The 23373-nt window shown below is 63.9% G+C and carries 24 protein-coding genes, 2 tRNA genes and 1 riboswitch; of the genes, 8 read left to right on the forward strand and 18 right to left on the reverse strand.

The annotated features are described in order from the left end of the window. Positions 1-53: 53 nt before the first annotated feature. Positions 54-1259 (reverse strand): O-succinylhomoserine sulfhydrylase, encoded by a 1206-nt coding sequence (gene metZ / locus DQG18_RS00925; protein ID WP_116652770.1) that lies wholly within the window; start codon positions 1257-1259, stop codon positions 54-56. 42 nt (positions 1260-1301) lie between these two features. Next, a riboswitch (SAM riboswitch) is annotated at positions 1302-1382 on the reverse strand. Between the two features lie 247 nt (positions 1383-1629). On the opposite strand from metZ, the gene DQG18_RS00930 reads away from it, so the two are divergent. Next, positions 1630-2742: a 2'-deoxycytidine 5'-triphosphate deaminase gene (locus DQG18_RS00930; protein ID WP_116652771.1), complete on the forward strand. Its 1113-nt coding sequence runs from the start codon at positions 1630-1632 to the stop codon at positions 2740-2742. 272 nt (positions 2743-3014) lie between these two features. Here DQG18_RS00930 and DQG18_RS00935 read toward each other — a convergent pair whose 3' ends face one another. The 3 genes from DQG18_RS00935 to DQG18_RS00945 form a co-directional block, all read right to left on the reverse strand. Continuing rightward, positions 3015-4070, reverse strand: coding sequence for a quaternary amine ABC transporter ATP-binding protein (locus DQG18_RS00935; RefSeq protein WP_116652349.1), 1056 nt, complete (start codon positions 4068-4070; stop codon positions 3015-3017). Continuing rightward, positions 4070-4939 carry an ABC transporter permease gene (locus DQG18_RS00940; RefSeq protein ID WP_116652772.1) on the reverse strand — a complete coding sequence of 290 codons (870 nt, stop codon included), beginning with the start codon at positions 4937-4939 and terminating at the stop codon, positions 4070-4072. The genes DQG18_RS00935 and DQG18_RS00940 overlap by 1 nt, the downstream gene beginning before the upstream one ends. An 84-nt stretch (positions 4940-5023) precedes the next feature. Next, on the reverse strand, positions 5024-6061 hold the full coding sequence (locus DQG18_RS00945; RefSeq protein WP_116652773.1) for a glycine betaine ABC transporter substrate-binding protein: 1038 nt from the start codon (positions 6059-6061) through the stop codon (positions 5024-5026). A 415-nt stretch (positions 6062-6476) separates the two neighbouring features. On the opposite strand from DQG18_RS00945, the gene DQG18_RS00950 reads away from it, so the two are divergent. After that, positions 6477-6550 (forward strand) — tRNA-Gly (locus DQG18_RS00950). 80 nt (positions 6551-6630) lie between these two features. On the opposite strand, the gene trpB is transcribed toward DQG18_RS00950, so the two are convergent. The 8 genes from trpB to aroA all read right to left on the reverse strand — a co-directional run bounded on the left by trpB (position 6631) and on the right by aroA (position 14414). Continuing rightward, positions 6631-7851 carry a tryptophan synthase subunit beta gene (gene trpB, locus DQG18_RS00955; protein ID WP_116652350.1) on the reverse strand — a complete coding sequence of 407 codons (1221 nt, stop codon included), beginning with the start codon at positions 7849-7851 and terminating at the stop codon, positions 6631-6633. Between the two features lie 12 nt (positions 7852-7863). Then, positions 7864-8517, reverse strand: a complete 654-nt coding sequence (locus DQG18_RS00960) for a phosphoribosylanthranilate isomerase (protein ID WP_116652351.1) — start codon at positions 8515-8517, stop codon at positions 7864-7866. Between the two features lie 5 nt (positions 8518-8522). Next, positions 8523-8873 (reverse strand): lipopolysaccharide assembly protein LapA domain-containing protein, encoded by a 351-nt coding sequence (locus tag DQG18_RS00965; RefSeq protein ID WP_116652352.1) that lies wholly within the window; start codon positions 8871-8873, stop codon positions 8523-8525. Positions 8874-9063: 190 nt separating this feature from the next. After that, positions 9064-9345: an integration host factor subunit beta gene (locus DQG18_RS00970; RefSeq protein WP_116652774.1), complete on the reverse strand. Its 282-nt coding sequence runs from the start codon at positions 9343-9345 to the stop codon at positions 9064-9066. A gap of 70 nt (positions 9346-9415) precedes the next feature. After that, positions 9416-10354: a signal peptide peptidase SppA gene (sppA, locus tag DQG18_RS00975; RefSeq protein ID WP_116652353.1), complete on the reverse strand. Its 939-nt coding sequence runs from the start codon at positions 10352-10354 to the stop codon at positions 9416-9418. 139 nt (positions 10355-10493) lie between these two features. Beyond that, on the reverse strand, positions 10494-12197 hold the full coding sequence (gene rpsA, locus DQG18_RS00980; RefSeq protein ID WP_116652354.1) for a 30S ribosomal protein S1: 1704 nt from the start codon (positions 12195-12197) through the stop codon (positions 10494-10496). Positions 12198-12423: 226 nt separating this feature from the next. Then, positions 12424-13068: a (d)CMP kinase gene (locus DQG18_RS00985; protein ID WP_116652355.1), complete on the reverse strand. Its 645-nt coding sequence runs from the start codon at positions 13066-13068 to the stop codon at positions 12424-12426. Beyond that, positions 13065-14414, reverse strand: coding sequence for a 3-phosphoshikimate 1-carboxyvinyltransferase (gene aroA / locus DQG18_RS00990; protein WP_116652356.1), 1350 nt, complete (start codon positions 14412-14414; stop codon positions 13065-13067). Before aroA ends, DQG18_RS00985 begins: the two co-directional genes overlap by 4 nt. Positions 14415-14641: 227 nt before the next feature. On the opposite strand from aroA, the gene DQG18_RS00995 reads away from it, so the two are divergent. Next, on the forward strand, positions 14642-15073 hold the full coding sequence (locus tag DQG18_RS00995; RefSeq protein WP_116652357.1) for a TIGR02300 family protein: 432 nt from the start codon (positions 14642-14644) through the stop codon (positions 15071-15073). 166 nt (positions 15074-15239) lie between these two features. Continuing rightward, positions 15240-15315 (forward strand) — tRNA-Ala (locus DQG18_RS01000). 213 nt (positions 15316-15528) lie between these two features. On the opposite strand, the gene DQG18_RS01005 is transcribed toward DQG18_RS01000, so the two are convergent. The 3 genes from DQG18_RS01005 to DQG18_RS01015 form a co-directional block, all read right to left on the reverse strand. Continuing rightward, positions 15529-17268, reverse strand: coding sequence for a pilus assembly protein TadG-related protein (locus DQG18_RS01005; protein WP_198669622.1), 1740 nt, complete (start codon positions 17266-17268; stop codon positions 15529-15531). Next, positions 17240-17707: a TadE family protein gene (locus DQG18_RS01010; protein ID WP_116652359.1), complete on the reverse strand. Its 468-nt coding sequence runs from the start codon at positions 17705-17707 to the stop codon at positions 17240-17242. The genes DQG18_RS01005 and DQG18_RS01010 overlap by 29 nt, the downstream gene beginning before the upstream one ends. Before the next feature lie 106 nt (positions 17708-17813). Then, the gene (locus DQG18_RS01015) at positions 17814-18662 is read right to left on the reverse strand and encodes a glycosyltransferase family 2 protein (protein ID WP_157969952.1); all 849 of its coding nucleotides are present in this window, start codon (positions 18660-18662) and stop codon (positions 17814-17816) included. A 123-nt stretch (positions 18663-18785) separates the two neighbouring features. Between DQG18_RS01015 and DQG18_RS01020 the strand changes: the two genes are divergently transcribed. Both DQG18_RS01020 and DQG18_RS01025 read left to right on the forward strand, forming a co-directional pair. After that, a complete protein-coding gene (locus DQG18_RS01020; protein ID WP_116652361.1) occupies positions 18786-19208 on the forward strand; it encodes an Hsp20 family protein in 423 nt (140 codons plus the stop codon). Between the two features lie 13 nt (positions 19209-19221). Next, the gene (locus DQG18_RS01025) at positions 19222-19521 is read left to right on the forward strand and encodes a DUF1150 family protein (protein ID WP_116652362.1); all 300 of its coding nucleotides are present in this window, start codon (positions 19222-19224) and stop codon (positions 19519-19521) included. A 59-nt stretch (positions 19522-19580) separates the two neighbouring features. Here the strand turns inward: DQG18_RS01025 and DQG18_RS01030 are convergent, their stop codons facing one another. Further along, positions 19581-20045, reverse strand: a complete 465-nt coding sequence (locus DQG18_RS01030) for a PTS sugar transporter subunit IIA (RefSeq protein WP_116652363.1) — start codon at positions 20043-20045, stop codon at positions 19581-19583. Positions 20046-20140: 95 nt separating this feature from the next. After that, positions 20141-20710, reverse strand: a complete 570-nt coding sequence (gene hpf, locus DQG18_RS01035; protein ID WP_116652364.1) for a ribosome hibernation-promoting factor, HPF/YfiA family — start codon at positions 20708-20710, stop codon at positions 20141-20143. 223 nt (positions 20711-20933) lie between these two features. Here hpf and irrA point away from each other — a divergent pair, with 223 nt between their 5' ends. After that, positions 20934-21374, forward strand: coding sequence for an iron response transcriptional regulator IrrA (gene irrA / locus DQG18_RS01040; RefSeq protein ID WP_281270367.1), 441 nt, complete (start codon positions 20934-20936; stop codon positions 21372-21374). Positions 21375-21392: 18 nt separating this feature from the next. Here irrA and DQG18_RS01045 read toward each other — a convergent pair whose 3' ends face one another. Beyond that, the gene (locus DQG18_RS01045; RefSeq protein ID WP_245958328.1) at positions 21393-21962 is read right to left on the reverse strand and encodes an SH3 domain-containing protein; all 570 of its coding nucleotides are present in this window, start codon (positions 21960-21962) and stop codon (positions 21393-21395) included. 156 nt (positions 21963-22118) lie between these two features. Here DQG18_RS01045 and DQG18_RS01050 point away from each other — a divergent pair, with 156 nt between their 5' ends. Then, positions 22119-23126, forward strand: a complete 1008-nt coding sequence (locus DQG18_RS01050) for a 2-hydroxyacid dehydrogenase (protein ID WP_116652776.1) — start codon at positions 22119-22121, stop codon at positions 23124-23126. The last annotated feature ends 247 nt before the right edge of the window (positions 23127-23373 follow it).

A 23373-nucleotide genomic window follows, 5' to 3' on the forward strand; every position in this document is an offset into this window, starting at 1 on the left:
GGTACACACTCCCGACGACGGGCAGGTGTAGCGCTTGGCGAAAAGGCCGCGCCCTATGCCTCGTCGAGCGCGTAGGTGAAGTCGGCGATGAGGTCGTCGGGATCTTCCAGCCCCACCGACAGGCGCAGCAGGCCCGCGCTGATGCCCATTTCGGCCTTTGCATCGTCCGAAAAACGCTGGTGGGTGGTGGTTGCGGGGTGGGAGATGATCGATTTGGCGTCGCCCAGATTGTTGGAGATCGCAACGATCGCCAGCGCGTCGGCCATCCGGAACGCCGCCTCCTTGCCGCCCTTTACCGTGAGGGCGATCAGCGTCGAGCCGCCGCCCATCTGGCGCCTCGCCAGTTCGTGCTGGGGATGGCTGGGGTGGAAGGGATAGCTTATGTGCTCGATTTTGGGGTGGCTGGCAAAAAAATCGGCCAGTCTGGCCGCGCCATCGGTCATCGCCTTGACGCGGAGTGGCAGGGTTTCAAGGCTCTTGAGCAGCACCCAGGCGTTGAACGGGGACATGGAGGGTCCGGTCTGGCGGATGATGGTGTGGATATCGCCCTCGATCAGCTCCCTGCGGCCAAGGATGACCCCGCCCAGCGCGCGTCCCTGCCCGTCCATATGCTTGGTCGCCGAATAAACGACGAGATCGGCGCCCAGTTCGAGCGGCTTTTGCCAGATGGGGGTGGCAAAGACGTTATCGACGACGAGCACCGCACCATGGGCGTGTGCGATATCGGCGACGGCCCTCAGATCCACCAGATCGAGCGTTGGATTGGTCGGGGTTTCGACGAACACCAGCTTTGTGTTGGGCCGCATGGCGCGGGTGAAATTTTCCGGGTCGCGGCCATCGACGAGCGTCGTTTCAACGCCCCAGCGCGGCAGATAGTCTTCCATCACGTAGCGGCACCCGCCAAACAGCGCCCGGGCGGCAACCGCATGATCGCCGGCCCGCACCTGGCTGAGCACAGCCGTCGTGACGGCGGCCATGCCCGAGGCCGTGCCGCGCGCCGCCTCGGCTCCTTCGAGCAGCGCGGCGCGCGTCTGGAACGTCTCGACGGTGGGGTTTGAAAAGCGCGAATAGATGTGGCCGGGCTCGGTGCCGTCAAAGCGCGCTTCGGCGCCTTCGGAAGTGGGATAGACAAAGCCGGAATTGAAAAAGATGGCCTCGGAGGTTTCTCCGTACTGGCTGCGCTCCATACCGCCGTGAACCAGCATGGTCTGCGCCTTGCGGCGCCTGTGGTCGTAAAGCGGGTTCTTTTCCTTGGGCATGGGCCACCTCGAAACGAAAAAACCGGCACGCGTGCGATCGCGGCCGGCGGAAAACGGGTCTCTTTAGCAGCTTGTTTTAAGGTGGCCTGCAATCGGACCGGCCAAATCACCACCTCGCCGGAGCCTAAAAGCTGCGGACAGCGATGTTGTTAGACCCAAATGCGGCTTGGCGTCAATCGCCCCGGTTGATAAGCCTGAACCAGACGATATTGCTGCTCTCTCCAATATCATTCCGGCATTCATTGCCGGAATCCAGAATAGCGGCAGCGGCATACACTGAGCGCGTTGGTGGTTCCGCGCTGGGCCCCGGGAATAAATCCCGGGGTGACATACGGAGTTTGGCATGCGCGAGGAAAAGGAGCGGGTGAGGATGAGCGAAGCGTGGCCACAGGGGATTTTTTCGGCGCGGCTCATCAAGGCACTCGCGAGGACCGGCGCCATTGCTTCGGGCAAGAAGTTCGACGCCGATCAGGTCCAGCCCGCAAGCCTTGACCTGCGGCTGGGCGAAAAGGCGCTGCGCGTGCGCTCGAGCTTTCTGCCCGGTCCCGAAAAGACGGTGGCCGAGCGGGTGGAAAACCTAAAGCTGCACGAAATCGATCTCACCAAGGGGGCGGTGCTCGAGCGCGGCTGCGTCTATATCGTCCCGCTGCTCGAAAGCCTCGACCTGCCCAAAGAGGTGGCGGCGGCCGCCAACCCCAAGAGCTCGACCGGACGGCTCGATATCTTCACCCGCGTCATCACCGACGGCGCGCGCAGCTTCGATACGGTGGCGGCCGGTTATAAGGGCCCGCTTTATATCGAAATCTCGCCGCGTACCTTCCCGGTGCTGGTAAGGACCGGCTCGCGGCTGTCCCAGATGCGGTTCCGCTCGGGAAATCCGCGCCTCTCGATCGCCCAGCACAAGGCGCTGCACAAGAAGGAAACGCTGGTTTTCGACCCCAACATGGATGTGGGCGAGGGCGTGGCACTATCCATCGATCTCAAGGGCGACGGGCGCGGCGGGCTGATCGGGTTCCGCTCCAAGCGCCACACGGCGGTGGTCGATGTGGACAGGAAGGACGCGCTCGATGTGCTCGACTACTGGGAGCCGCTCTATAATCGCGGCGACAACGAGCTGATCCTCGATCCCGACGAGTTCTATATCCTCGTTTCACGCGAGAGTGTTCACGTGCCCCCCGACTACGCCGCCGAGATGGTGCCGTTCGATCCTTTGGTGGGTGAGTTCCGCGTCCATTACGCCGGGTTCTTCGATCCCGGCTTCGGCCATTCGGCGGCGGGCGGGGAGGGCTCGCGCGCCGTGCTGGAAGTGCGGAGCCGCGAGGTGCCGTTTCTTTTGGGCCACGGCCAGACCGTGGGGCGGCTGCTTTATGAAAAGATGGCCGAGCGGCCCGCCGAGCTTTACGGCACCGCGCTGGGGTCCAACTATCAGGCCCAGAGCCTCAAGCTTTCAAAGCATTTCAGGGCGTTTCCGGCTGAGGGTTGAGGCGCGTTTCCGGCATCGTTGGCCCCCTCACCCCGGCGTGGGGTTGTTATATCGCATATGGTTCGGCTGCCGCCGAATCCCCCCTCCCATCCTCCCCCACAAAGGGGGAGGTGCTGGCCTTGTGCGTAGGGAGACAGCCAAGGAAAAGGAAACACCCTCCCCTTGATGGGGAGGGGTGAAGCCACGCACGCAAATCCATATGCGATAGCTCTGCCCCGTGGGAATGGGTCGGGAGAAGGGGCAGCGATGCCGGCTAAAAAAGCTTGCCCATCTCAGACCGGATCGGCCACATCCGGCGAATATTTCGCCAGCGCCCGGATCACCTGTCTCGCGCTCACGCGGCCGATCTGGCCGCCATCGGCATTGGTGACGCCGACCCATTGGTGTTCGGCGAACCAGGGCAGCACGTCCTCGCAGCGGGCATCCATGGGGACGGTGTGCTCGCAAGGCTCGAACGCACCCTTTTCCATGATGGTGCGCACGTGGATGGCACGGGCCTTGTTCACGTCGCGCACGAACTCCTCGATATGGGCGTTGGCCGGGTTGAGCACGATTTCCTCGGGCTTGCCGACCTGCTGCACCGCGCCATCCTTGAGCACCGCGATACGGTTGCCGATCTTGAGCGCCTCGTCGAAATCATGGGTGATAAACAGGATGGTCTTGTTGAGCGAGGACTGCAGCTCGATCAACTGTTCCTGCATGCCGGAACGGATCAGCGGATCGAGGGCGGAAAACGCCTCGTCCATCAACAATATGTCGGTGTCCATGGCCAGCGCCCGGGCGAGCCCCACGCGCTGCTGCTGGCCACCGGAAAGCTGGCGGGGGCGCGATCGTTCATAGCCCGACAGCCCCACCACCTCGACCCAATGGGCTGCCCGCTCCAGCCGCTCGGCTTTCCCGACGCCCCGAATCTCAAGGCCATAGGCGACATTGCTGAGCACCGAGCGGTGCGGGAGCAGCCCGAATTTCTGGAACACCATGGCGATCGAGGTGCGCCGGAAGGTGCGCAACTGGTCAAGGCTCATCGAGAGCACGTCCTCGCCATTGACGACGATCTTGCCGGCAGTCGGGTCGATCAGGCGGTTGACGTGGCGGATGAGGGTGGATTTTCCCGATCCCGAAAGCCCCATGACCACGAAAATCTGGCCCCGTTCGATGTCCAGACTCACATCGTCCAGACCCACGACATGGTTGGTTTCGGCTTGTACCTCGGTCTTGGACTTGCCTTTTGTGAGAAGGGCGAGTGCCGTTTCGGGGGCGGGCCCAAAAATCTTGGTGACCCCACGCATGGTGATGGCGAGGTCTGCTGTCGTGCCGTTGGTATCCATTACCGGACCTCCCCGAGACCAAACCGCTCCTGGAGCCGTTTGCCATAGGCTTGCGTGATGCGGTCGAAAACGATGGCGAGCACGACGATGCCGAGCCCGGCAAAAAGGCCCCGGCTCACCTCGAGCCGCCCGATGCCCTGCAGCACCTGATAGCCGAGCCCGCCCGCCCCGATCATCGAGGCGATCACCACCATGGCGAGCGCCATCATGGTCGTCTGGTTGACGCCCGCAAGGATGGTGGGGAGCGCAAGCGGCACCTGAACGCCGAACAGACGCTGGGTGGGGGTGTCACCAAAGGCACGGCTGGCTTCCATCACCGCCGGGTCGACATTGCGCAGCCCCAGATCGGTGAGACGCATCAGGGGCGGGGAGGCATAAACGATGGTGGCGAGCAGCGCCGGGATCTTGCCCGGCCCAAAGATCATGACGGCGGGAATGAGATAGACGAAGCTGGGCATGGTCTGCATGAGGTCGAGCACCGGGGTCACGATCTGGCGGACCCGCATCGAGCGCGACATCCAGACCCCGATGGGGATGGAAATGACGATCGCGGTCAGCGTTGCGGCCAGCATCAGCGCCGTCGTCACCATGGCGTCGCGCCAGAGCTCCATGATGCCCATGAACACGAGCGCCACCAGCACCACGACGGGCAGTTTCCAGTTGCGGGTGGCGAGGAACGCCAGCCCCACGAGGATGGCGACGATGAGCCACCACGGGGTTGCCAGCAGCAGGCGCTCGATCCAGTTGAGGAACATCAAAAGAGGATAGGCCGCCGCCTCGAGCTCGCCGCCCCAGTTGCGCACGACCCAGTTGAGCCCGTCATCCACTGCGCGGCGGAGGGGGCGCGTATCGATCAGTTCGGGAAACATTGCCATCCCTTGTGCTGTTGCCCGTAAAAGGAAACGCGACCGGGCGATGGCCCGGCCGCGATTAAGTGTTATCGGCTTTCAGCTTCAGCCAAGACTGGCCAGCACGCGCTCGGCGACGTCGTCGGGGACCCATGAGGTCCACAGGTCCTGTTCGGTGCGCAGGAAGTTCTCGGCCGTCTCGGCAGCGTCCGCCATGTTCTCCTCGCCATAAACGAGGAGCGAACTGATCTGGGCATTGGTGAGCCCCGCCTTGGCCAGATAGGCCGCAACCTCGGGCGCCTCCTCGGGCAGCCATGCGGCAGCTCCGATCACAGCCGGGGAGGACGGATAGGCCGACACACCGGCCGGTTCCCGGCAATCGGTGTCGGTATTGCAGGTATAGGCCTCGATATCGACCGGGCCCAGGTCAAGCTGAACGGCGTCGAACTGGCCAAGGATCGAGGTCGGACCCCAATAGTAAAAAAGGATCGGCTCCTCGCGGGTGAAGGCCCTTGCAATCGAAGCATCGAGCGCGCCGCCCGAACCGGGGGAAAAGAGGTTCCAGCCCTTGTTTTCCATGTCGAACGCCTCGAACAGCGCCGAAGTGGACAGTTCGCACACCCAGCCCGGCGGGCAGGAATAAAGCCGGCCCTCGCCGGGGTTTTCAGGGTCGGGGAACAGGTCCGGATGCTCGATCACCGCCTCGGCGGTGGTCAGTTCGGGATGCGCTTCCAGTGTATAGCGGGGGATGAACCAGCCCTCGACCGTGCCGTCGGTGATGGCGTCGGCAAGCTGGACGACGATGCCCTCCTCGATGCCGCGCTCCCAGGGCTCCTCGATGGCGCTGGTCCACAATTCCGGCGCCAGCGCCGGGGTGCCGCGCGAGAGCATGGAGGCGGAAGTCGGGACCGTATCGCCCGCCACGACCTCGACATTACAGCCGAACCCTTCGCCCAGAATCATCGCATGGATATGGGCGAGGGCTGCGGCCGAGGGCCAGGTCATTTCGGCGATGTCGATGTTACGGTCGGTGCCGCAAGTGGTTTCCTGCGCAAGCGCCGGTATGGATGTGGTCGCAAAAAGCGTCCCTGCGAGTGCGACAACACCCATCGCGGCGGCAACGCCACCCGATTTAAAAAGCATAATGATGCCTCCAGCCATGTTTATAGTGGCGCGGACGCTAACAACGTGCGGTTTCCCTGTCAAATCAACGAATACTTGAAAGACAACTGTATAAGAGAAGAAAGAATGTCTCCGTTTACATCCGGATCAGAATCATAATTTTAAACATATTACTTTTTTTGTATTCGGGAAATCTGCCCAAGAACTGATAGCGCCACTTTGTTGACAAAAATCGATTGTGTTTTTTTGGAAAAAGATGCTTTCCGAGCCTGCCCCCGCTCCCGCAGGTCAGGCAGAAAAGCGGCAGGTCGTCCGCCGAATTTCAAAGCGGCGCAACTGCCAATGGCCTTGCCCGGCGGCACAATTGCAGCTAGAAGCGAGCGATGGCACCGGATGCTGCCGGATCATTTTCCGGCCTGCTCTGGTCCTTAAGGATGCGGGTGTAGCTCAATGGTAGAGCAGAAGCTTCCCAAGCTTACGACGAGGGTTCGATTCCCTTCACCCGCTCCATTTTGTCCTCTGCTTAACCGCGAAACATAGCCAACAGATCGCACCCGGCCGCGCGAGCGCCCTTACGGTGCCCATCAGGCTCAGAGCGTCATGCCGAGCTGCCTGCCGACCGATTCCACGTCCTTGTCGCCACGGCCCGACAGGCACAGGACGATCACCTCGTCGGGCTTCATGGCAGGGGCCAGTTCCATCACATGAGCAAGCCCGTGCGCGCTTTCAAGCGCGGGGATGATGCCCTCGAACTTGGTGCAGGCCATGAAGGCGTCGAGCGCCTGCTGGTCGGTGACCGGTACATAGGAGACGCGGCCGGTATCGCGCAGGAAAGCGTGTTCGGGGCCGACGCCGGGATAGTCGAGCCCGGCGGAAATCGAATGGCCCTCGAGAATCTGCCCGTCCTCGTCCTGGAGGAGATAGGTGCGGTTGCCGTGCAGAACCCCCGGACGCCCGCCGGCCATCGAGGCGGCGTGGCCGTTTTCGACATCGAGCCCGTACCCAGCCGCTTCCGCGCCGAAAATCCTGACGCCCGGCTCGTCGAGAAAGTCGTGGAAGGTGCCGATGGCGTTGGAGCCGCCCCCGATACAGGCGACCAGCGCGTCGGGCAGACGGCCTTCCATCTCCATGATCTGGGTGCGGATTTCCTCTCCGATCACCTTCTGGAAGTCCCTGACCATTTCGGGATAGGGATGGGGCCCGGCGGCGGTGCCGATCAGGTAATAGGTGGTGTCCACATTGGTCACCCAGTCGCGCAGCGCCTCGTTCATGGCGTCCTTGAGGGTGCCCGCACCGGCGGTGACGGGCCGCACCTCGGCGCCCAGCATCTTCATGCGCAAGACGTTGGGCATCTGGCGTTCGACGTCGGTGGCGCCCATGAAGATCGTGCAGGGCAGCCCGAACCGCGCACAGACCGTGGCGGTCGCCACCCCGTGCTGCCCGGCCCCCGTTTCGGCGATGATGCGCGTCTTGCCCATGCGTTTGGCCAAAAGGATCTGGCCGAGGCAGTTGTTGAGCTTGTGCGAGCCGGTATGATTCAAATCCTCGCGCTTGAAATAGATGCGCGCGCCGCCCAGTTCCGCGCTCATGCGCTCGGCGAAATAAAGCGGGGAGGGACGGCCCGCGAAATGGGTGCGCAGATCGTCCATTTCCGCAAGGAATTCGGGGTCCTCTTGCGCGGCGCGGTACGATTTTTCGAGGTCGAGGATGAGCGGCATCAGCGTTTCGGCGACGAACCGTCCGCCGAAAATGCCGAACTTGCCGTTCTCGTCGGGCCCCTGGCGCAGGGAATTGGCGGGTTGCTTGTTCATTTTTCTTTTCTTTCACTCCCGCGCCGCGGCGCGCGCATTGGCGATGAAGGCCGAGATCAGCGCCTTGTCCTTGACGCCCTTTTCGCGCTCGACGCCCGAGGCGACATCGAGCCCGAAGGGCCTGACCTCGCGTATGGCCCGCGCCACATTGTCGAGGTCGAGGCCACCCGAAAGCATGAAGCGGATGGACCGGTCAAGCCCGGTGAGCAGCGTCCAGTCGAAGGTTGCGCCCAGCCCGCCGGGCCGTGTGGCATCAGCGGGCGGTTTTGCATCGAGGATCAGCCGGTCGGCGACCCGGGCATAAGCGGGGATGGCCGCAACGTCTTCGGCGCTGCCGACGGGAAGCGCCTTGATGATCTTTTTTTTCGTCCGCACCCGCGCCGCCTCAAGCCTTCGGGGCGTTTCCCGGCCATGCAATTGCAGCCAGCCCGCCCCGCTCGCGGCGGCGGCATCGAGAGCCGCATCATCGGGATCGACCAAAAGGACGACGGTTTCGATCCGCCCGGCGGCCCTTTTGACGAGGTCCGCCATGCCCGCCCCTTCGATAAAGCGCGGGCTTTTTGGGAAGGCGTTGAAGCCCACCATCGCCGCACCCTCGGCAATGACGTGGTCGAGGATATCGGGGGTCCTGATCCCGCAGATCTTGATAACCGGATCGTAAGCCATGGAGATCAGGCCAGGTCGTCCGCGGCGGCAAGCGCGGGGTCGGGCTCGCGGGCCGGAGCGCGGCGGGCCGCGTCGAGGTCGGCCTTGAGCTGCACATTTTCCCTTTTGAGCCGCTTTTCGGAGCGGCGATGGGTCCCTTGCGTCCACCACACGGCAATCCCGCCCAGCGCGATGCCGAAAAACAGCGCCGCATAGATCACGAGAAATAGCGGCACGCCATAGCCCGCCGTCCCCTCGGCGGCGGAGACCAGCGGGTTGAAATTGACCGCGACCATGTGCCGGTTGGCCAGCGCGAAGATGAAGATGATCGCGCAAAGCGGCACGAGCACGAGCCAGCCGATGATGCGTTTGCGCATTGAAATCGTCTTTCCCTGAAGCGTTTCCAGCCTAAAGCCTCTATTTTGATGGAATCAAGACAGAAGCTCCAGCAGGTCTTTGATTTATCGCGTTCCCGAACCGGACAAGTGGTATCCACCTGTTCTGTAAACGCTCTAGATGGATATCATTGATCCGGTCCGCAAGCGCGATGAATCCGGGACCCGCGATCTATTTGCCGTTGAGGCGCTCGCGGATTTCCTTGCCCGCCTTGAACTGGGGCACGTATTTCTCGTCCACCGCGACCTGTTCGCCGGTGCGTGGGTTGCGGCCCTGACGCGCCGGGCGGTTCTTGACCGAGAACGCCCCGAAGCCGCGCAACTCGACCCGATCCCCCCGCGCCAGCGCATCGCCGATCTCGTTAAGGATCGCATTGACGATGTTTTCGACGTCCCGATGGAACAGATGCGGATTTTCCGCGGCAAGTTTTTCAACAAGTTCGGACTTGATCATTCCATGATGCGCCTCCCGGCGCGTTTTTGGGCTGGCCGGCACCATTGTGCCTTGTTCCGCCTTTGTTTTTTCAGGGTGAAGGGTGCCAAAGCGAGATCAGCCCGTCAAGCGCGATCGCCCCGCCCGCGCCCAGCCCCAGCGCGTCGGCGGCGCCATGGCCCAGCCATTGGCGCAGCCAGCCGGTGCGCGAGGGCGGCGGCCATGCGGTGAAGGCGGCAAGCCCGGTATCGACGCCATGGGTCTCGTCGAGCCATTGGCGCGCCTCGGCCTCCCCGCCCAGCGCGTCGACAAGCCCGGTTTCAAGCCCCATCTGCCCAGTCATGATGCGGCCATCGGCCAGCGCCAGCGCCTGGGGACGGGTCAATCCGCGCCGCTCGGCGACCAGATCGAGGAAAAACGCAAAGCTGTCCTCGACCAGCGCCTCGAGGCTGCGGCGGACTTCGGGGCTCATGGGAGCGTCGAATTCGGGCTCGGCCTTGAGCCGTCCCGAGGCGATCTTGTCGAGATCGATGCCGATGGTGTCGAGCAGCCGTCCGGCGTCGACATGGCGGTAGAGAACGCCGATCGAGCCCACGATCGAGAGCCGGCGCGCAAGGATATGATCGGTGCCGATGGCGGTCATATAGGCGGCGGAGGCGCCAAGCTCGTTGATGACGGCAACAGTGGGCTTTGCCGACGACAGGGCGCGCAGCGCCTCGTAAAGCTCCTCGCCGCCCGCCGTCGTGCCGCCGGGGCTGTTGATGGCAACGATCACCGCCCTGACGCTGTCGTCGTCGGCAAGCGCGGCGATCCGCTCGGTCCGGTCGCGATCCGTTGCGATGGTGCCGTTGATTTCGACCCGGGCAACCGCCTCGCCGGGGGCGGAAAAATCGGGGCCGAAGCGCGAAACCCCGACGAGAATGGCCAGAGCAAGCGCCAGAAAGGCAAAAATCCGCCAGCGCCCGCGCGAGCGCCTTATGGCGCGGGTCGCGGGGATGGCGTGGAGGGGATCGTCGCCAAGCTGGGTCATCTATGGCCTTTCGACATGCGCGTGAGAGCGGATAGGGCTAACGACTCACGGGGGCCAATGCAAGCCGCGCGCCGTCCCCGAAACGAGAAAGGCCCGCGCGGTAGCGCGGGCCTCCTGAAAGTCGAACACACAATGCGTGTTACTTCTTGTCCTGGCCCTTGAGGGCCGCGCCAAGAATGTCGCCGAGCGAAGCACCGGAATCGGACGAGCCATACTGGGCCACCGCTTCCTTTTCCTCGGCGATTTCGAGCGCCTTGATCGAAAGGCCGATTTTGCGGGTCTTCTTGTCGAACTGGGTGATGCGCGCATCGACCTTTTCGCCGACAGCAAACCGCTCGGGGCGCTGGTCTTCGCGGTCGCGGCTCAGGTCCGAACGGCGGATGAAGGCCGTGAGGTCCGTATCGGCGATCCGCACCTCGAGGCCGCCATCGGTCACGGCGGTGACTTCGGAGGTAACGATGGCGCCCTTGCGCAGCCCGTCCGCGCCGGTTGCAGCAGCCTCGAAGGAATCGGTGCCGAGCTGCTTGATACCGAGCGAGATGCGCTCCTTTTCGATATCGACGTCGAGAACCTTGGCCTTGACGATATCGCCGCGGTTATAGTCCTCGAGCGCTTCTTCGCCCGGACGGTTCCAGTCGAGGTCGGAAAGGTGGACCATGCCGTCCACATCGCCGTCGAGCCCGATGAACAGACCGAACTCGGTCTTGTTCTTGACCTCGCCCTCGATCTCGGCGCCCACGGGGAACTTGTCGGCAAAGCTTTCCCACGGATTGGCGAGGGTCTGCTTCAAACCGAGCGAAATGCGGCGCTTTTCGGGGTCGACCTCGAGCACCATCACCTCGACTTCCTGGGAGGTGGAGACGATCTTGCCCGGATGGACGTTCTTTTTGGTCCAGCTCATTTCCGAGACGTGGATCAGGCCTTCGATGCCCGGCTCCAGTTCCACGAACGCACCGTAGTCGGTGATGTTGGTGACGCGGCCGGTGAACTTGGCCCCGATCGGGTATTTGGCGGCAATGCCTTCCCACGGGTCGGCCTGAAGCTGCTTCATGCCCAGCGAGATGCGGTGGCTCTCCTGGTTGACGCGGATGATCTGGACCTTGATGGTCTCGCCGATCGAGAGCACCTCGTTGGGGTGGTTGACGCGGCGCCACGCGATGTCGGTGACGTGCAGCAGCCCGTCGATACCGCCAAGGTCAACGAACGCACCGTAATCGGTGATGTTCTTGACCACGCCCTCGACCACCTGGCCCTCTTCGAGCTGCTGGACGATCTCGGAGCGCTGCTCGGCGCGGCTTTCCTCGAGGATGGCGCGGCGCGAAACCACGATATTGCCCCGGCGCTTGTCCATCTTCAGAATCTGGAAGGGCTGGGGAACGTTCATCAGCGGGGCGATGTCGCGGATGGGACGGATATCGACCTGCGAGCGCGGCAGGAAGGCCACGGCGCCATCGAGATCGACGGTGAAGCCGCCCTTGACCTGGTTGAAGATCTGGCCTTCGACCTTTTCGCCCTTGTCGTAAAAGGCTTCGAGGCGCACCCAGCTTTCCTCGCGGCGGGCCTTTTCACGGGAAAGGACGGCCTCGCCCATGGCGTTCTCGACGCGGTCGACATAGACCTCGACTTCCGAGCCCACGGTGATGGTGCCGTCGCGGCCGGCCTGGCCGAATTCCTTCAGGGGCACGCGGCCCTCGGTCTTGAGGCCCACGTCGATGATCGCGAGATCCTTTTCGATCGCGACGACCGTGCCCTTGACCACGGTGCCTTCGGCGGGGTCGATGTCCTGGAAGCTCTCGAGCAGGAGCTTTTCAAAATCTTCAGCGGATGCTGTCTGGTTGGCCATTAAAACTCCGATCCGGGGGACAGCCCCGGAACATTTCTTGGGTTGGTGTTGACTATTTATCGCCCCGCAATGGCCACAGCCCGCCTCGGCACCCCAAGGGGAGCCGCGCGGACATCTCATCGCGCAATGTTAGGGCTTTCAGCCGGCAAGCTGGGAGGCGTCTACAACGCTTCCCCGCAGGTCCGCTACGGTTCCAGAGCCGCAAGTTTGGATTTGGCTTTTCCCTTTACGTCCGGGACGCCGCCTTGCGGGCAATGGCCGCCTCGACCACTGCGATGGCTGCCTTGATGGCGGCCTCTATATCCAAATTGGACGTATCGAGCAAGACCGCATCGTCGGCGGGCCGGAATCCGCCATGGGGCGCGGCGGCGTCGCGCGCGTCGCGCGCGGTGATGTCCCTGAGCATCCTTGCCCTGTCGACGGTCGCCCCGCGCGCCTCGAGCTGGCGAGCGCGCCGTTCGGTGCGGATCTGGGCATCGGCGACGATAAAGAGCTTGGCGTCGGCCTCGGGCGCGATCACCGTGCCGATATCGCGCCCGTCGAGCACCGCGCCCTCCGGCTTGAGGGCAAATTCGCGCTGGGCATCGAACAGCGCCTGCCGGACGCCGGGAAAGACCGCGATCCGGCTCGCCCTTACGCCCGCGTCCGCGCCGATGAGCTTTTCGCCATCGAGCGCATCGAGATCGAGCGCCTGGGCGGCGCGAGTGGCGATGGCTTCGATCTGCGGATCGTCGATCCAGGCGGCGACCGCCTCGCCCACCGCGCGATAGAGCAGGCCGGTATCGAGATGGGGCAGGCCGTAATGGGCGGCCAGCGCCGCCCCGATCGTGCCCTTGCCCGAGGCGGCGGGTCCATCGACGGCGATGATCACGCCGCTTCCCCGTCGGGTGAAAAGCTGGCGCCCAGCCGGGTGAAATCATCCATGAAGCTGGGAAAGCTGGTGGCGATCATGCGGTCGTCATCGATCGTCACGGGGTTGTCCGACGCAAGCCCCATGACGAGGAAGCTCATGGCGATGCGGTGGTCGAGATGGGTTTCGACCGTGCCGCCACCCGGCACACGGCCCTTGCCCTCGATGACGAGATAGTCATGGCCTTCCTCACAGGCAACGCCATTGGCCTCTAACCCGCGCGCCACCGCCGCCAAGCGATCGGATTCCTTGACGCGCAATTCCTCGATACCGGGCATTTCCGTCCGCCCCTCGGCGAACGCGGCGGCCACCGCGAGCACCGGATATTCATCGATCATCGAAGGCGCGCGGCTCTCGGGCACGCGCACGCCCTTGAGCCGCGAATATCTGACATGCAGGTCCGCGATCTCCTCGCCCCCCGAGACGCGGCGGTTTTCGATCGCGATGTCCCCACCCATCTCAACGAGCGTATCGATGAGCCCGGTGCGCGTGGGGTTCATCAGCACGTTCCCGATCACGACGTCCGAGCCGGGCACGATCAGCGCCGCCACCAGCGGGAAGCCGGCCGAGGACGGATCGCCCGGGACGATGAGCTCCTGGCCCTTGAGGTCGGGCAGGCCCATGACGGTGATGGTCCGCACGCCTTGGGCATCGGTCGCAACCGAAATATCGGCGCCGAATCCTTCGAGCATCTTTTCGGTGTGGTCGCGGGTCATCACCGGCTCGATCACCACCGTCTCGCCGGGAATGACAAGCCCGGCCAGAAGGATGCAGCTCTTGACCTGGGCCGAGGCCATGGGCACGCGATAGCGGATGGGCAGCGGGGTTCGGGGGCCGCGCAGGGCGATGGGCAGCCGGTTGTCGTGGTGTTCGATCACCTCGACCCCGATGGCGCGCAGCGGATCGAGCACGCGCCCCATGGGGCGGGCGGTGAGCGAAGCATCGCCCACGAAACGGGTTGCGAAGGGCGAAGTGCCAACCAGCCCCATGGCGAGCCTCACACCGGTCCCCGCATTGCCGAAATCGAGATCGTGCTCGGGCGCGAGGAAACCGCCCACACCCAGCCCGTCGATATGCCAGACATCGCCCGCCTTTTCGATCCGCGCGCCCAGCGCCTGCATGGCCTTGCCGGTGGCCAGGATATCGTCGCCCTCGAGCAGGCCTGAAACCGTGGTCCGGCCGCGCGCCATGGCACCGAACATCATGGCGCGATGGGAGATCGATTTGTCGCCCGGCACCCTGATCGTGCCATTGAGAGCGCCGCCACCGGAGGCAGAACGGGAACGGGGAGGAAGGGCGTGTGACACTGGGTAAAACCCTTGGCTGGGCCTTGCGGCGCGATGAGGTTGATCGCGCCCGGCATTAGCATGATCGGGGCGGGGTGCCAACGGCACGGACGCGATCACGCATTTTGGGTTTGACAGGGCCGAAAATTTCAAGGTAACCGGACGGGCAATATGGGGCGGGGGTCCGGAAACCGGCCTGGAGACTTCCCGCACCGACAAACCCTTCAATAAGCCTATGGGGAATTGCCTTGGCCAGTGATGAACGCGGTACCAAGCGGACCTGCCCTGTAACGGGTAAGAAATTCTACGATCTCAACAAGGACCCGATCGTCTCGCCCTATACGGGCAAGTCCTATCCCTTGTCGTTCTTTGAAGCGGCGAACGAAAAGGCGTCGGTCAAATTCGGCGCCAAGACCGCCGAAAAGGCCGAGGACGAGGAGGCGAGCGAAGAGGCCGATATCGATCCCGCCGCGCAGGCCGCCGGCGCCGAAGTCATTTCGCTCGACGACGCCGAGGACAATGACGACGACGATGATGATGAGGGCGACGAGATTCCGGACGTCGAGGATGTCGATGTCGAGGACGATCTGGGCGGGGACGACGACGACACCTTCCTTGAAACGGACGACGAGGACGACCAGATCGATTTCGACGTCGAGGTCGACGAAGACGAAAGATAAGGGGTTTTGCCCTGCCGCCTCCGGCTCACGGGTCCGGGGCGTCACAATTTGTGCCGGGGGCGAAATTTTGCTCTTGCTTCCCCCGGCACTCTCACATAGGTTCGCCGCCGTCCGAGAGAGCGACCTTCGGGCATCGTGAGATCGAACGCGATCTCACTTAAGAGATGGGGCCATAGCTCAGCTGGGAGAGCGCCTGCATGGCATGCAGGAGGTCAGCGGTTCGATCCCGCTTGGCTCCACCAATTCCGGAAGTCAGATTTCAGACATCAGGAATCAGAGAGTTGGATCGCTTCGGATTTTGACGGAAGCAGTCACCCTCTCCCATCGCTTCCCCGGCGAATGCCGGGGGGCCATGTTTCAACACGCTCTCTGATGGATGGTCCGCTATGGTTCCCGGCTTTCGCCGGGAAAGCGACAGAGGCAAGCCGATCGTTTCCATCAAAGCCTGAAGCGGTCTAGCCGACCAGCGTTGCCGCGCGGCAGTCAAAGCCGTGCATGCGCACATCGGCTTCGCCGACCGAGAGCCCCATCACCCCCAGAAGGGTCACAAGAATCCTGTCGAGCGCGTTCGTCACGGGCCCAAGAAGGGTTTCGACCCTGCCCAGAACGCCGCCCAGGGACACGGTGAAGGGCTCGAGCCTGAGATCGAGGCGGCTGAGCAGGGACGGGGTGAGCGAGGCAATCGGCGTCGTCGTGCCCACGGTCCTGACCGTGCCGTTCTCCACATCGGCATGGGAAAACCGGACCCTATGCGCGCTGGTCTGCGCCACTTGGACATCGGCCAGCGCGGTGACCCTTGCCAGCCCCGCGACATTGACGATCGCCCCGCGCGTCACAACGAGCGGGCTCGCGGTATCGGAAAAGCTGCCCGGGACGGTCTCGCCCACCGCAAGCCGCAGGACACCCGGCCGCACCGCGAGCGTCGCCGTGCCCAGATCGGGACGTCCGGCCGGACAATCGAGCGCTGCCAGTTCCGCCTGGGCAAAGGCGAGTTCAGCATAGACCGGTAACCTGATCTGGAGCGGGACGATGCCCAGAACACCGCCGAGAAGATCGCCCAGAACGCCGCCCGAACCACCGTCAAATTCACCGCCGATGTCGATATCGAACTTCAATCGCACCTGCGCGGTGCGCACGACACTGCCCGTGGGCCCATAAATGTACCACGCCGCCTGGGGCGGCTCACCCACCGCAAGATGCGCCGTGACCCCGGCAATGCCCGGCAGGCCCGGTTCGAGCGCGAAGGCGGCCTGTCGCTGGCCGTCGGCAAGCAGCGCGGCGGCGGTCAGCAGGTCGAACGCGTTGATCGTCGCAGCCGCGCCGGCCATGGGCGTGCCGACCGCCACCCCGGCAAGTCCGTCGGCGGCGACCAGCCTTGCCATTTCGACGAAAAGACCGTCATCGATCACACCCGCCAGATCGGCCAGCAGGTCGAGTACCGCCGGATCGGTGCCCCCCGCGGCGGCGGCCAGCGCCAATGCGATGTCGGCGAGCGCGACATTTGCGCCCAACACCGCCCCATACGTGCCGGCGGACACCCCGATTTTCCCCGCGAGCGCATCGAGAAAGTCCAAAAGCCCGATATCGAGGCTGGCGATGGCCTCATAATCGAGCAGCTTCAGCGAAAGCTGCGTGCCCAAAAGCTGGCCCAGAAGCGCGTTGACGAGCCCTTCATCGAGGCGCGCCAGCCGCGAGCCGATGGAAAAGGCGGCGCGCGGGGTGGCGCTGGCCAGCGCGCTCGTTGCGATGTCGGGCGCCTCGTCCATGAAAAGCCGCGCAAAATGGAGCGTTCCGGGCGCGCGCAGATGCACCGCCACCGCGTTGGCGGGGCTGACGCCGGGCTCGAAACGCGCGCCGGCCGCCAGTGCGGGGTCGGGCGTATAGCGCCCCGTCTGGACGCGCAGGGGTCCGGTCGGGGCGGCCAGTTCGGCAAGCGGGATCGCGGCATCGACCGCCTTTTGGTCCAGAAGCGTCTGGTGGGCCAACTCCAGCGCCCTTGGCGGATCGGCGGCGGCGTGGATGGCGGCAAGATCGACGGCGGCCTGCATCTGGCGCTTTTCATGATAAAGCGCCGCCTCGTCGACGACCAGCGCGGCGGCGGCGAGCAGCAGGGGAAACAGCAGCGCTGCGGAAACGGCGATATTGCCGCCCGTCGCGCGCAAAAAATCAGCGATCGCATGGCAGCGGCGGGCCATGGCCTTCCCCTCCATTGCGGATGGTCGAGACGTAGCGGATGGTCTTGCCCGGCATGGGGATGGGCGGATAGATGTTCCACACCGGCAGGCTCGAAGCGTCATAGGCCAGTTCGACCAGGAACTGGCCGGGATCGGCGGAACTTTGCGCGGCGCTGACCGAGAGCCGGTGGCGCTCGATCAGCACATAGCTCGATGCGTTATCGTCGATATAGGTGCGGACGAGGTCTCCCCGCTCGCAATCGTCGAGCCCGGCCACCGCCACCCGGGCGGCATCGGCGGCCAGTTGCTGGACCGAATGGGCCGCGCCGAAATAGATGCCATAGGCAAGCGCGCCGAGCACCAGCAGCAGGAAGACCGGCATCACCAGGGCAAATTCGACGGCGGAGGCACCCCCCGCGTCCCCGAACCGGCTTGCTTCATGCTTTCGTCCACGCGCCATTGTCCACCCCTTGGAAAGAGCCGTTTGGAGGCGGCAGGGGGAAGGCTTGCACGGTGAAGGTTTGGGGATGGCTTACGGGCAGCGCCGTAAAACCCCGATCAGGGTTTTATCGCTGCCTGAGCAGCGGCTCGATATGGTCCTCGAACAGCGAAGCCGGTTTTGCCGGGTCGGGGGCAAAACCGCGTTCGGCGGCGAGCGAAAGCTCCAAAAACCGGTCGACGCCCGAAAACGCCCCCTCATAGGGTTCGCGGTAATAGCCCGAGGCCAGCCGGTCGCGCAAAAGGGTCTTGCTGGCGATCATGTTTTCGGCGACGTCGGGGGCGTTGGACTGGGAAAGCGGCATCTTGACGTAATCGTGAAGCGGCGTGCCGAAATGGTAGCAGGCCGGGATCGTCTCAAACAGACGCAGGAGAAAATCGAGGTCCGCCATCCAGATCATGGGCGGATCGAAGCGCGGATCGGCGCGCCGGCGGTCGTAGACCAGCATCGAATCGCCGGAAAAATTGGTGAACTTGTAGTCGGACGGCGTCAGCAGCCGGTCCCCTCCCGCCCCCACCCGGCGCAGAACCTTGCCGTCCGGCAACGCGATGTTGAGCGCGCTCGATGCCAGTCCGTGGGCGATGACGGCGGGCATCATCGTTTCGAGCTTCCGGGGCACAAAGCGGTCGTCGGCATCGAGCAGGGCCGCATAGCGATAGCGCGATTTCCCGATCCCGATGTTGCGGGCCGGCGAAGCCCCGCCCGCGATTGCACCGCTCGCGGTAAAGACAAGGCGCGGATCGGCGATTCCCTCCCGGCCCAGCACCGCCTCGTAATCGGTGTCGTCATCGGCGACGATGATGAGCTCGAACGCCTTGTAGGTCTGGTCGAGAACCGATTGCACGGCCCAGCCGATCGTTGCCTGCGCCCCATAAGCGGGCATGACGATGGAGACGGGTTCGGCGGCTTGTGTCATGGCGGGGCAGGGGTTCACTTGAACGTTGGCGTCCTGAACCCATATCATAGCCAGACCATCGCGGTGCTGAGAAGTCGGGCCCGGTGGCACGTTGCTTGATCATCAAGGACAAAGACCGACGAAATGTCCCGCGTATCGCTGTTTTCCGCACCGTTCCTGCTGGGGTTCGACGCGTTCGAGGAACGCTTCGACCGGCTGGCCAAGGCCACCGAAGGGTATCCCCCTTACAATATCGAACGCACAGCCGTTGAGGGCGAGGGCGAGCGTTATTTCATCGCCATCGCCGTTGCCGGGTTCGCGCGTAACGATCTGGAAGTGATTGCGGAGGATAATCAGCTCATCGTGCGGGGTCGGCAGACCGAGGATGGTGCGCGCCAGTACCTGCACCGCGGCATTGCCGCGCGACAGTTCCAGCGCACATTCCTTCTTGCCGACGGCATGCGGGTGGAAGGCGCCGAGCTTAAAAACGGCTTGCTTGCCATCACCGTGTACCGGCCTGTCACAAAGCCCGTGGCGCGCCGGATCGACATCACGTCGATCGAATAGAAAGGTATGCGTTATGAACAAGGCCAATGAAAAACGCGCGTTCACCGATGCCCCCGGGCACGCGGCCGAACCGCTCAAGATCCTGACGCCGGCTGAATTTGCGGCGCTGGGCGCGGGAGATATCGTCTTCTGGCGTCAGATGCGGGCGGGCGAGCTTGCCCATTTCATCCCCCAGGCGGGCCTTGCCCCGACCGAGCAGGTGCTCGAGTTGCTGATGAGCGCCGATGGCGCGCCGGTACTGATCGCGGACAGCCGCGAGGCGATCCTCGACTGGATCGACGGGCACGAAGTGAGCCTGGCAACGCTACATTAGCGGCGAACTTTCCCCGCCGTCACCACCCGGTTTGTCGGGGTGACCCGGCGCAGGGAGCCTCAGGCGGCGTTCGCCTCGATCGGGGTCACCAGAATATCGCGCAGCTTTGCCTCGTCCTTGGTGGTGCGGAGGCGATCGACCACGCCTTCGGCGCGCAAGAGGCGCGCCACGCGGCTCAGGGCCTTGAGGTGGTCGGCGCCCGACCCTTCGGGGGCAAGCAGCATCACGACGAGATCGACCGGCTGGTCGTCCACCGCATCGAAATCGATGGGTTGGGACAGACGGGCAAAGACCGCCGTGACCCCGGCAAGACCCTTGATCTTGCCGTGGGGGATGGCGATGCCGCTGCCCAGCCCGGTCGAACCGAGCTGCTCGCGATTGGCCAGGGTCTCGAAGATCACCGCCGTGTCGATACCGGTCAGCTCGGACGCCTTTTCGGCCAGAAGCTGGAGGAGCTGGCGTTTGCTCGCGACTTTCGCGCAGGGAACGATCGCGTCCTGCGACACAATGTCAGCAAGTTCCATTTATCGTGCCTTCGGGTGTTTGTGGGCGTGGAGAATCATGTCTCTGGAGTCAGGTCACCGCCGCCTTGACGCTGCGGACCGGGTCTGACACGCGCTCAATTTGAAGAGAGCGATGGATCAATCCATCCAATGTTTCCGTCAGCGCGGCGGTAAACCACATTCATGCCCCCATGTCCAGCATGTCGGAACACAATTACATCAGCTCCGGTGAGGTCGATCTCCATGACCGCATCCCCCACGCTCATGGTTCTCAGGCTTTCGGTGGATTCGGCGATCACCGGGGGCGCGAAATCCTCGTCGATTTCCTCGGTGCCCTGGGGGGCGGCAAGGACATAGGCGGCATAGTCGCCCTCATTGCCATTGACGTTCCTGCGGTGATTCTTGAGCTTGCGCTTGTACCGGCGCAGGCGCTTTTCGATATGACCGGTCATGGCCTCGTAAGCGGCGGTCGCATCGTTTGCCGAAGCGCTCGCCTGGAGGATCACGCCGGTATCGAGGTGGACCTGGCAATCGGCGCGGAACCCGATACCCTCTGGCTCGAGGGTAAGGTGCCCGTTATAGCCGCCGTCAAAATACTTCCCCACCATCGCATCGAAATAATCGACCGCCTTGCCGCGCAGCGATTCGCCGACATCCATATTCTTTCCAGAGACTCGAAGGGCCATGGGGAAAACCTCCCGGTTTCGTTGACGATAGCCACAGGGAACCGGCGCTTTGGTGCGCCCGTGTCCGTACCATCGAGTCTAGACCCGTCTCTTGGCGCTGGCAATCGCTTCCGGGCCCGAGCCGGGCCGCCGGTGCAAAACCCCGGCGGGCCCTGCCGCTTGTCTCTGATGGACCGGCTGACTATAAGGGAATGAGTGTAAAACTGAGCGATAGGCCCGATTTATGAGCCGAACCGGACCTGCACCGACCGAAACCTCCCGCGGCCCGTGCCTCATGGCCGTGCTGCGCATGGCCGGATTGCGGCCCACCCGGCAGCGCCTCGCGCTGGCCGAACTGCTGTTTTCGGGCGAACACCGCCACGTTAATGCCGAGCAGCTTCATTCCGAGGCCGAGACAGCGGGCGTGCAGGTCTCGCTGGCCACGATCTACAATTCGCTGCACCAGTTCCGGCAGGCGGGCCTGCTGCGCGAAATCTCGATCGATGCGTCGCGCTCCTATTTCGATACCGACACCACCGACCACCACCACTTCTTCATCGAGGACGAGCAGCGGATCATCGATATCCCCTCCAACTCGATCCAGATCAGCGGGCTCCCCGAGGCGCCCGAGGGCATGACGGTGACCCATGTCGACGTGATCGTGCGGGTGAAGGGCAACCGCTGACGCTCCGTGTCTGGCGTCTTAAAAAGCCTCGCCCGGATAAACACCCCAGAGCGCGGATTGCTCGACAAAGCCCCTGTACTGGGTGCTGCGCCCGTTCTTGTCCGCGTGGGTCAACTGGGCTTCGCAGACCGTCCCGGTACAGCCATTGAGCGTGACGATAAGATTGGGGGTAAGCCAGGCGCGCGCACTTGCCTCGGGATCGTCGTCGGCGCGCAGCGCCACCTGTCCCGCGTCCGACCATGGGGCGACGATCGCCGTGCGCGTCCCTGAGAGCAGACTCTGGTGCAGCCAGCCTTCGGCGCCTTCCACGTCGCGGATCTTGCGCCAGACATCGAACTCCTGGACGATTTCCACAGGCACGCTGCTCTTTAGGAACACCCAGGCGATATTGTAGCGCGTGCCCGGGCCGACGCGCACATTGGTGCCGGCGTTGGAAACCGATGCGAATCGCGGCAGCGGCAGGCCGGTCGACGGGCCGGTGACCGTTTCGCCCTGCCCCAGCGCCGGTCCGGCCGGCAGCGCCACGAGCCCCAGAACCAGCATGGCGGCGGCGGCAAGGCGGGCAAAGGGCAGGGTCAAGACTGGCATTTTCTATACGGTTCCCATGATCGCGGGGCGGCTTTGCGCCCCGGCCCCGCGACGGGCAGGGCTTTCCACGCGAGCGCTTTTTTTCTATTGAGTAGCGCACCCGAATTAATGGTCGCTGAAAGGCAGGCGAGTTATGGCCTCAAATCCGGTAATCGTGTGACGCGCGCCCGCCCCAAGGTCTTTGTCACCCGCCGCCTGCCTGGCGTTGTCGAAGAGCGCATGGCCGCGCTGTTCGACACCGAGGTCAATATCGGCGACACCCCGCTCGACCGCACCGCGCTGGTGGCGCGGGCACACGATTGCGATGTGCTCGTCTCCTCGATCACCGACCGGATCGATGCCGACCTCATCGCCAGCCTCCCCGCTTCACTAAGGCTGATCGCCCAGTTCGGCAACGGATTCGACAACATCAATATCGAGGCCGCCCATCAGGCCGGCATCACGGTCACCAACACCCCTTCGGTGCTCAGCGAAGACACCGCCGACATGGCGATGGCGCTGATGCTGTCGGTGCCGCGCCGGTTGATCGAGGGATCTCAGGTCCTGCTCGAGGACGGGACATGGTCGGGCTGGTCGCCCACATGGATGCTGGGCCAGCGCGTCGCGGGCAAGGCGCTGGGCATCGTGGGGCTGGGGCGGATCGGCATGGCGGTGGCGCGGCGGGCCAGGGCCTTCGGGCTTTCGATCCACTATTGCGGGCGCGTGCGCAAATCGGCGCAGATCGAGGAACCGCTCGAAGCGACCTGGTGGCCAGAGATCGACGAGATGCTGGGGATCGCCGACATCGTTTCGCTCCACACCCCCCATACGCGCGACACTTTTCATATCCTTTCGGCCGAACGGCTGGCGCGCATGAAAAAGGGCGCGGTGCTGGTCAATCTCTCGCGGCCCGAACTGGTGGACGAGGAGGGGCTGGCCGAAATGATCGAAACGGGCCATCTGGCGGGAGCGGCGCTCGATGTCTTCGAGCACAAGAAGGGCGTCAATCCGCGCCTTCTGGAACTGGCGCGCGCCAACCGGCTGATCCTCACCCCCCATATGGGCTCGGCAACGCTCGAAAGCCGCATCGAGATGGGCGAGACGGTGATCGTCAACATCCGCACCTTCCTCGACGGCCACCCGCCCCCGCACCGGGTCCTGCCGGACGCCAAATCGCCGATTTAGGCTAAGCCGCGGGCACCAGTGTCAGCCCCGCGGGTTTCACAGGCGATCCTTGTGCCGTCCGCCGAGCTAAAGCATTTCAGGTTTTGACGGAATCGTCGGGGCTCTGGCGATTGCGGCGGGTTCGGTCTGGACCCCGGGAATGAATCCCGGGGTGACATTGGAGGGGGAGAGTTAGCAGAAAACACCATTATCATTCCGGCATTTATTGCCGAAATCCAGCGCAATTCCTCCAGGATGGCGGAAGCTG

Source organism: Pelagibacterium sediminicola, assembly GCF_003390885.1.
GTDB lineage: Bacteria > Pseudomonadota > Alphaproteobacteria > Rhizobiales > Devosiaceae > Pelagibacterium > Pelagibacterium sediminicola.

Excerpts from the sequence above, each read along its gene's own strand:
- DQG18_RS01030 (WP_116652363.1), bottom strand. The coding sequence starts at position 20,045 with ATGGAACTTGCTGACATTGTGTCGCAGGACGCGATCGTTCCCTGCGCG.
- DQG18_RS01020 (WP_116652361.1), top strand. The coding sequence starts at position 18,786 with ATGTCCCGCGTATCGCTGTTTTCCGCACCGTTCCTGCTGGGGTTCGAC.
- hpf (WP_116652364.1), bottom strand. The coding sequence starts at position 20,710 with ATGGCCCTTCGAGTCTCTGGAAAGAATATGGATGTCGGCGAATCGCTG.
- DQG18_RS00935 (WP_116652349.1), bottom strand. The coding sequence starts at position 4,070 with ATGGATACCAACGGCACGACAGCAGACCTCGCCATCACCATGCGTGGG.
- irrA (WP_281270367.1), top strand. The coding sequence starts at position 20,934 with ATGAGCCGAACCGGACCTGCACCGACCGAAACCTCCCGCGGCCCGTGC.
- DQG18_RS00960 (WP_116652351.1), bottom strand. The coding sequence starts at position 8,517 with ATGGCTTACGATCCGGTTATCAAGATCTGCGGGATCAGGACCCCCGAT.
- DQG18_RS00945 (WP_116652773.1), bottom strand. The coding sequence starts at position 6,061 with ATGCTTTTTAAATCGGGTGGCGTTGCCGCCGCGATGGGTGTTGTCGCA.
- DQG18_RS00930 (WP_116652771.1), top strand. The coding sequence starts at position 1,630 with ATGAGCGAAGCGTGGCCACAGGGGATTTTTTCGGCGCGGCTCATCAAG.
- DQG18_RS01010 (WP_116652359.1), bottom strand. The coding sequence starts at position 17,707 with ATGGCGCGTGGACGAAAGCATGAAGCAAGCCGGTTCGGGGACGCGGGG.
- sppA (WP_116652353.1), bottom strand. The coding sequence starts at position 10,354 with ATGACCCAGCTTGGCGACGATCCCCTCCACGCCATCCCCGCGACCCGC.
- DQG18_RS01015 (WP_157969952.1), bottom strand. The coding sequence starts at position 18,662 with ATGACACAAGCCGCCGAACCCGTCTCCATCGTCATGCCCGCTTATGGG.
- metZ (WP_116652770.1), bottom strand. The coding sequence starts at position 1,259 with ATGCCCAAGGAAAAGAACCCGCTTTACGACCACAGGCGCCGCAAGGCG.
- DQG18_RS01025 (WP_116652362.1), top strand. The coding sequence starts at position 19,222 with ATGAACAAGGCCAATGAAAAACGCGCGTTCACCGATGCCCCCGGGCAC.
- DQG18_RS00970 (WP_116652774.1), bottom strand. The coding sequence starts at position 9,345 with ATGATCAAGTCCGAACTTGTTGAAAAACTTGCCGCGGAAAATCCGCAT.
- trpB (WP_116652350.1), bottom strand. The coding sequence starts at position 7,851 with ATGAACAAGCAACCCGCCAATTCCCTGCGCCAGGGGCCCGACGAGAAC.
- DQG18_RS01005 (WP_198669622.1), bottom strand. The coding sequence starts at position 17,268 with ATGGCCCGCCGCTGCCATGCGATCGCTGATTTTTTGCGCGCGACGGGC.
- DQG18_RS01045 (WP_245958328.1), bottom strand. The coding sequence starts at position 21,962 with ATGCCAGTCTTGACCCTGCCCTTTGCCCGCCTTGCCGCCGCCGCCATG.
- DQG18_RS00965 (WP_116652352.1), bottom strand. The coding sequence starts at position 8,873 with ATGCGCAAACGCATCATCGGCTGGCTCGTGCTCGTGCCGCTTTGCGCG.
- DQG18_RS00940 (WP_116652772.1), bottom strand. The coding sequence starts at position 4,939 with ATGTTTCCCGAACTGATCGATACGCGCCCCCTCCGCCGCGCAGTGGAT.
- rpsA (WP_116652354.1), bottom strand. The coding sequence starts at position 12,197 with ATGGCCAACCAGACAGCATCCGCTGAAGATTTTGAAAAGCTCCTGCTC.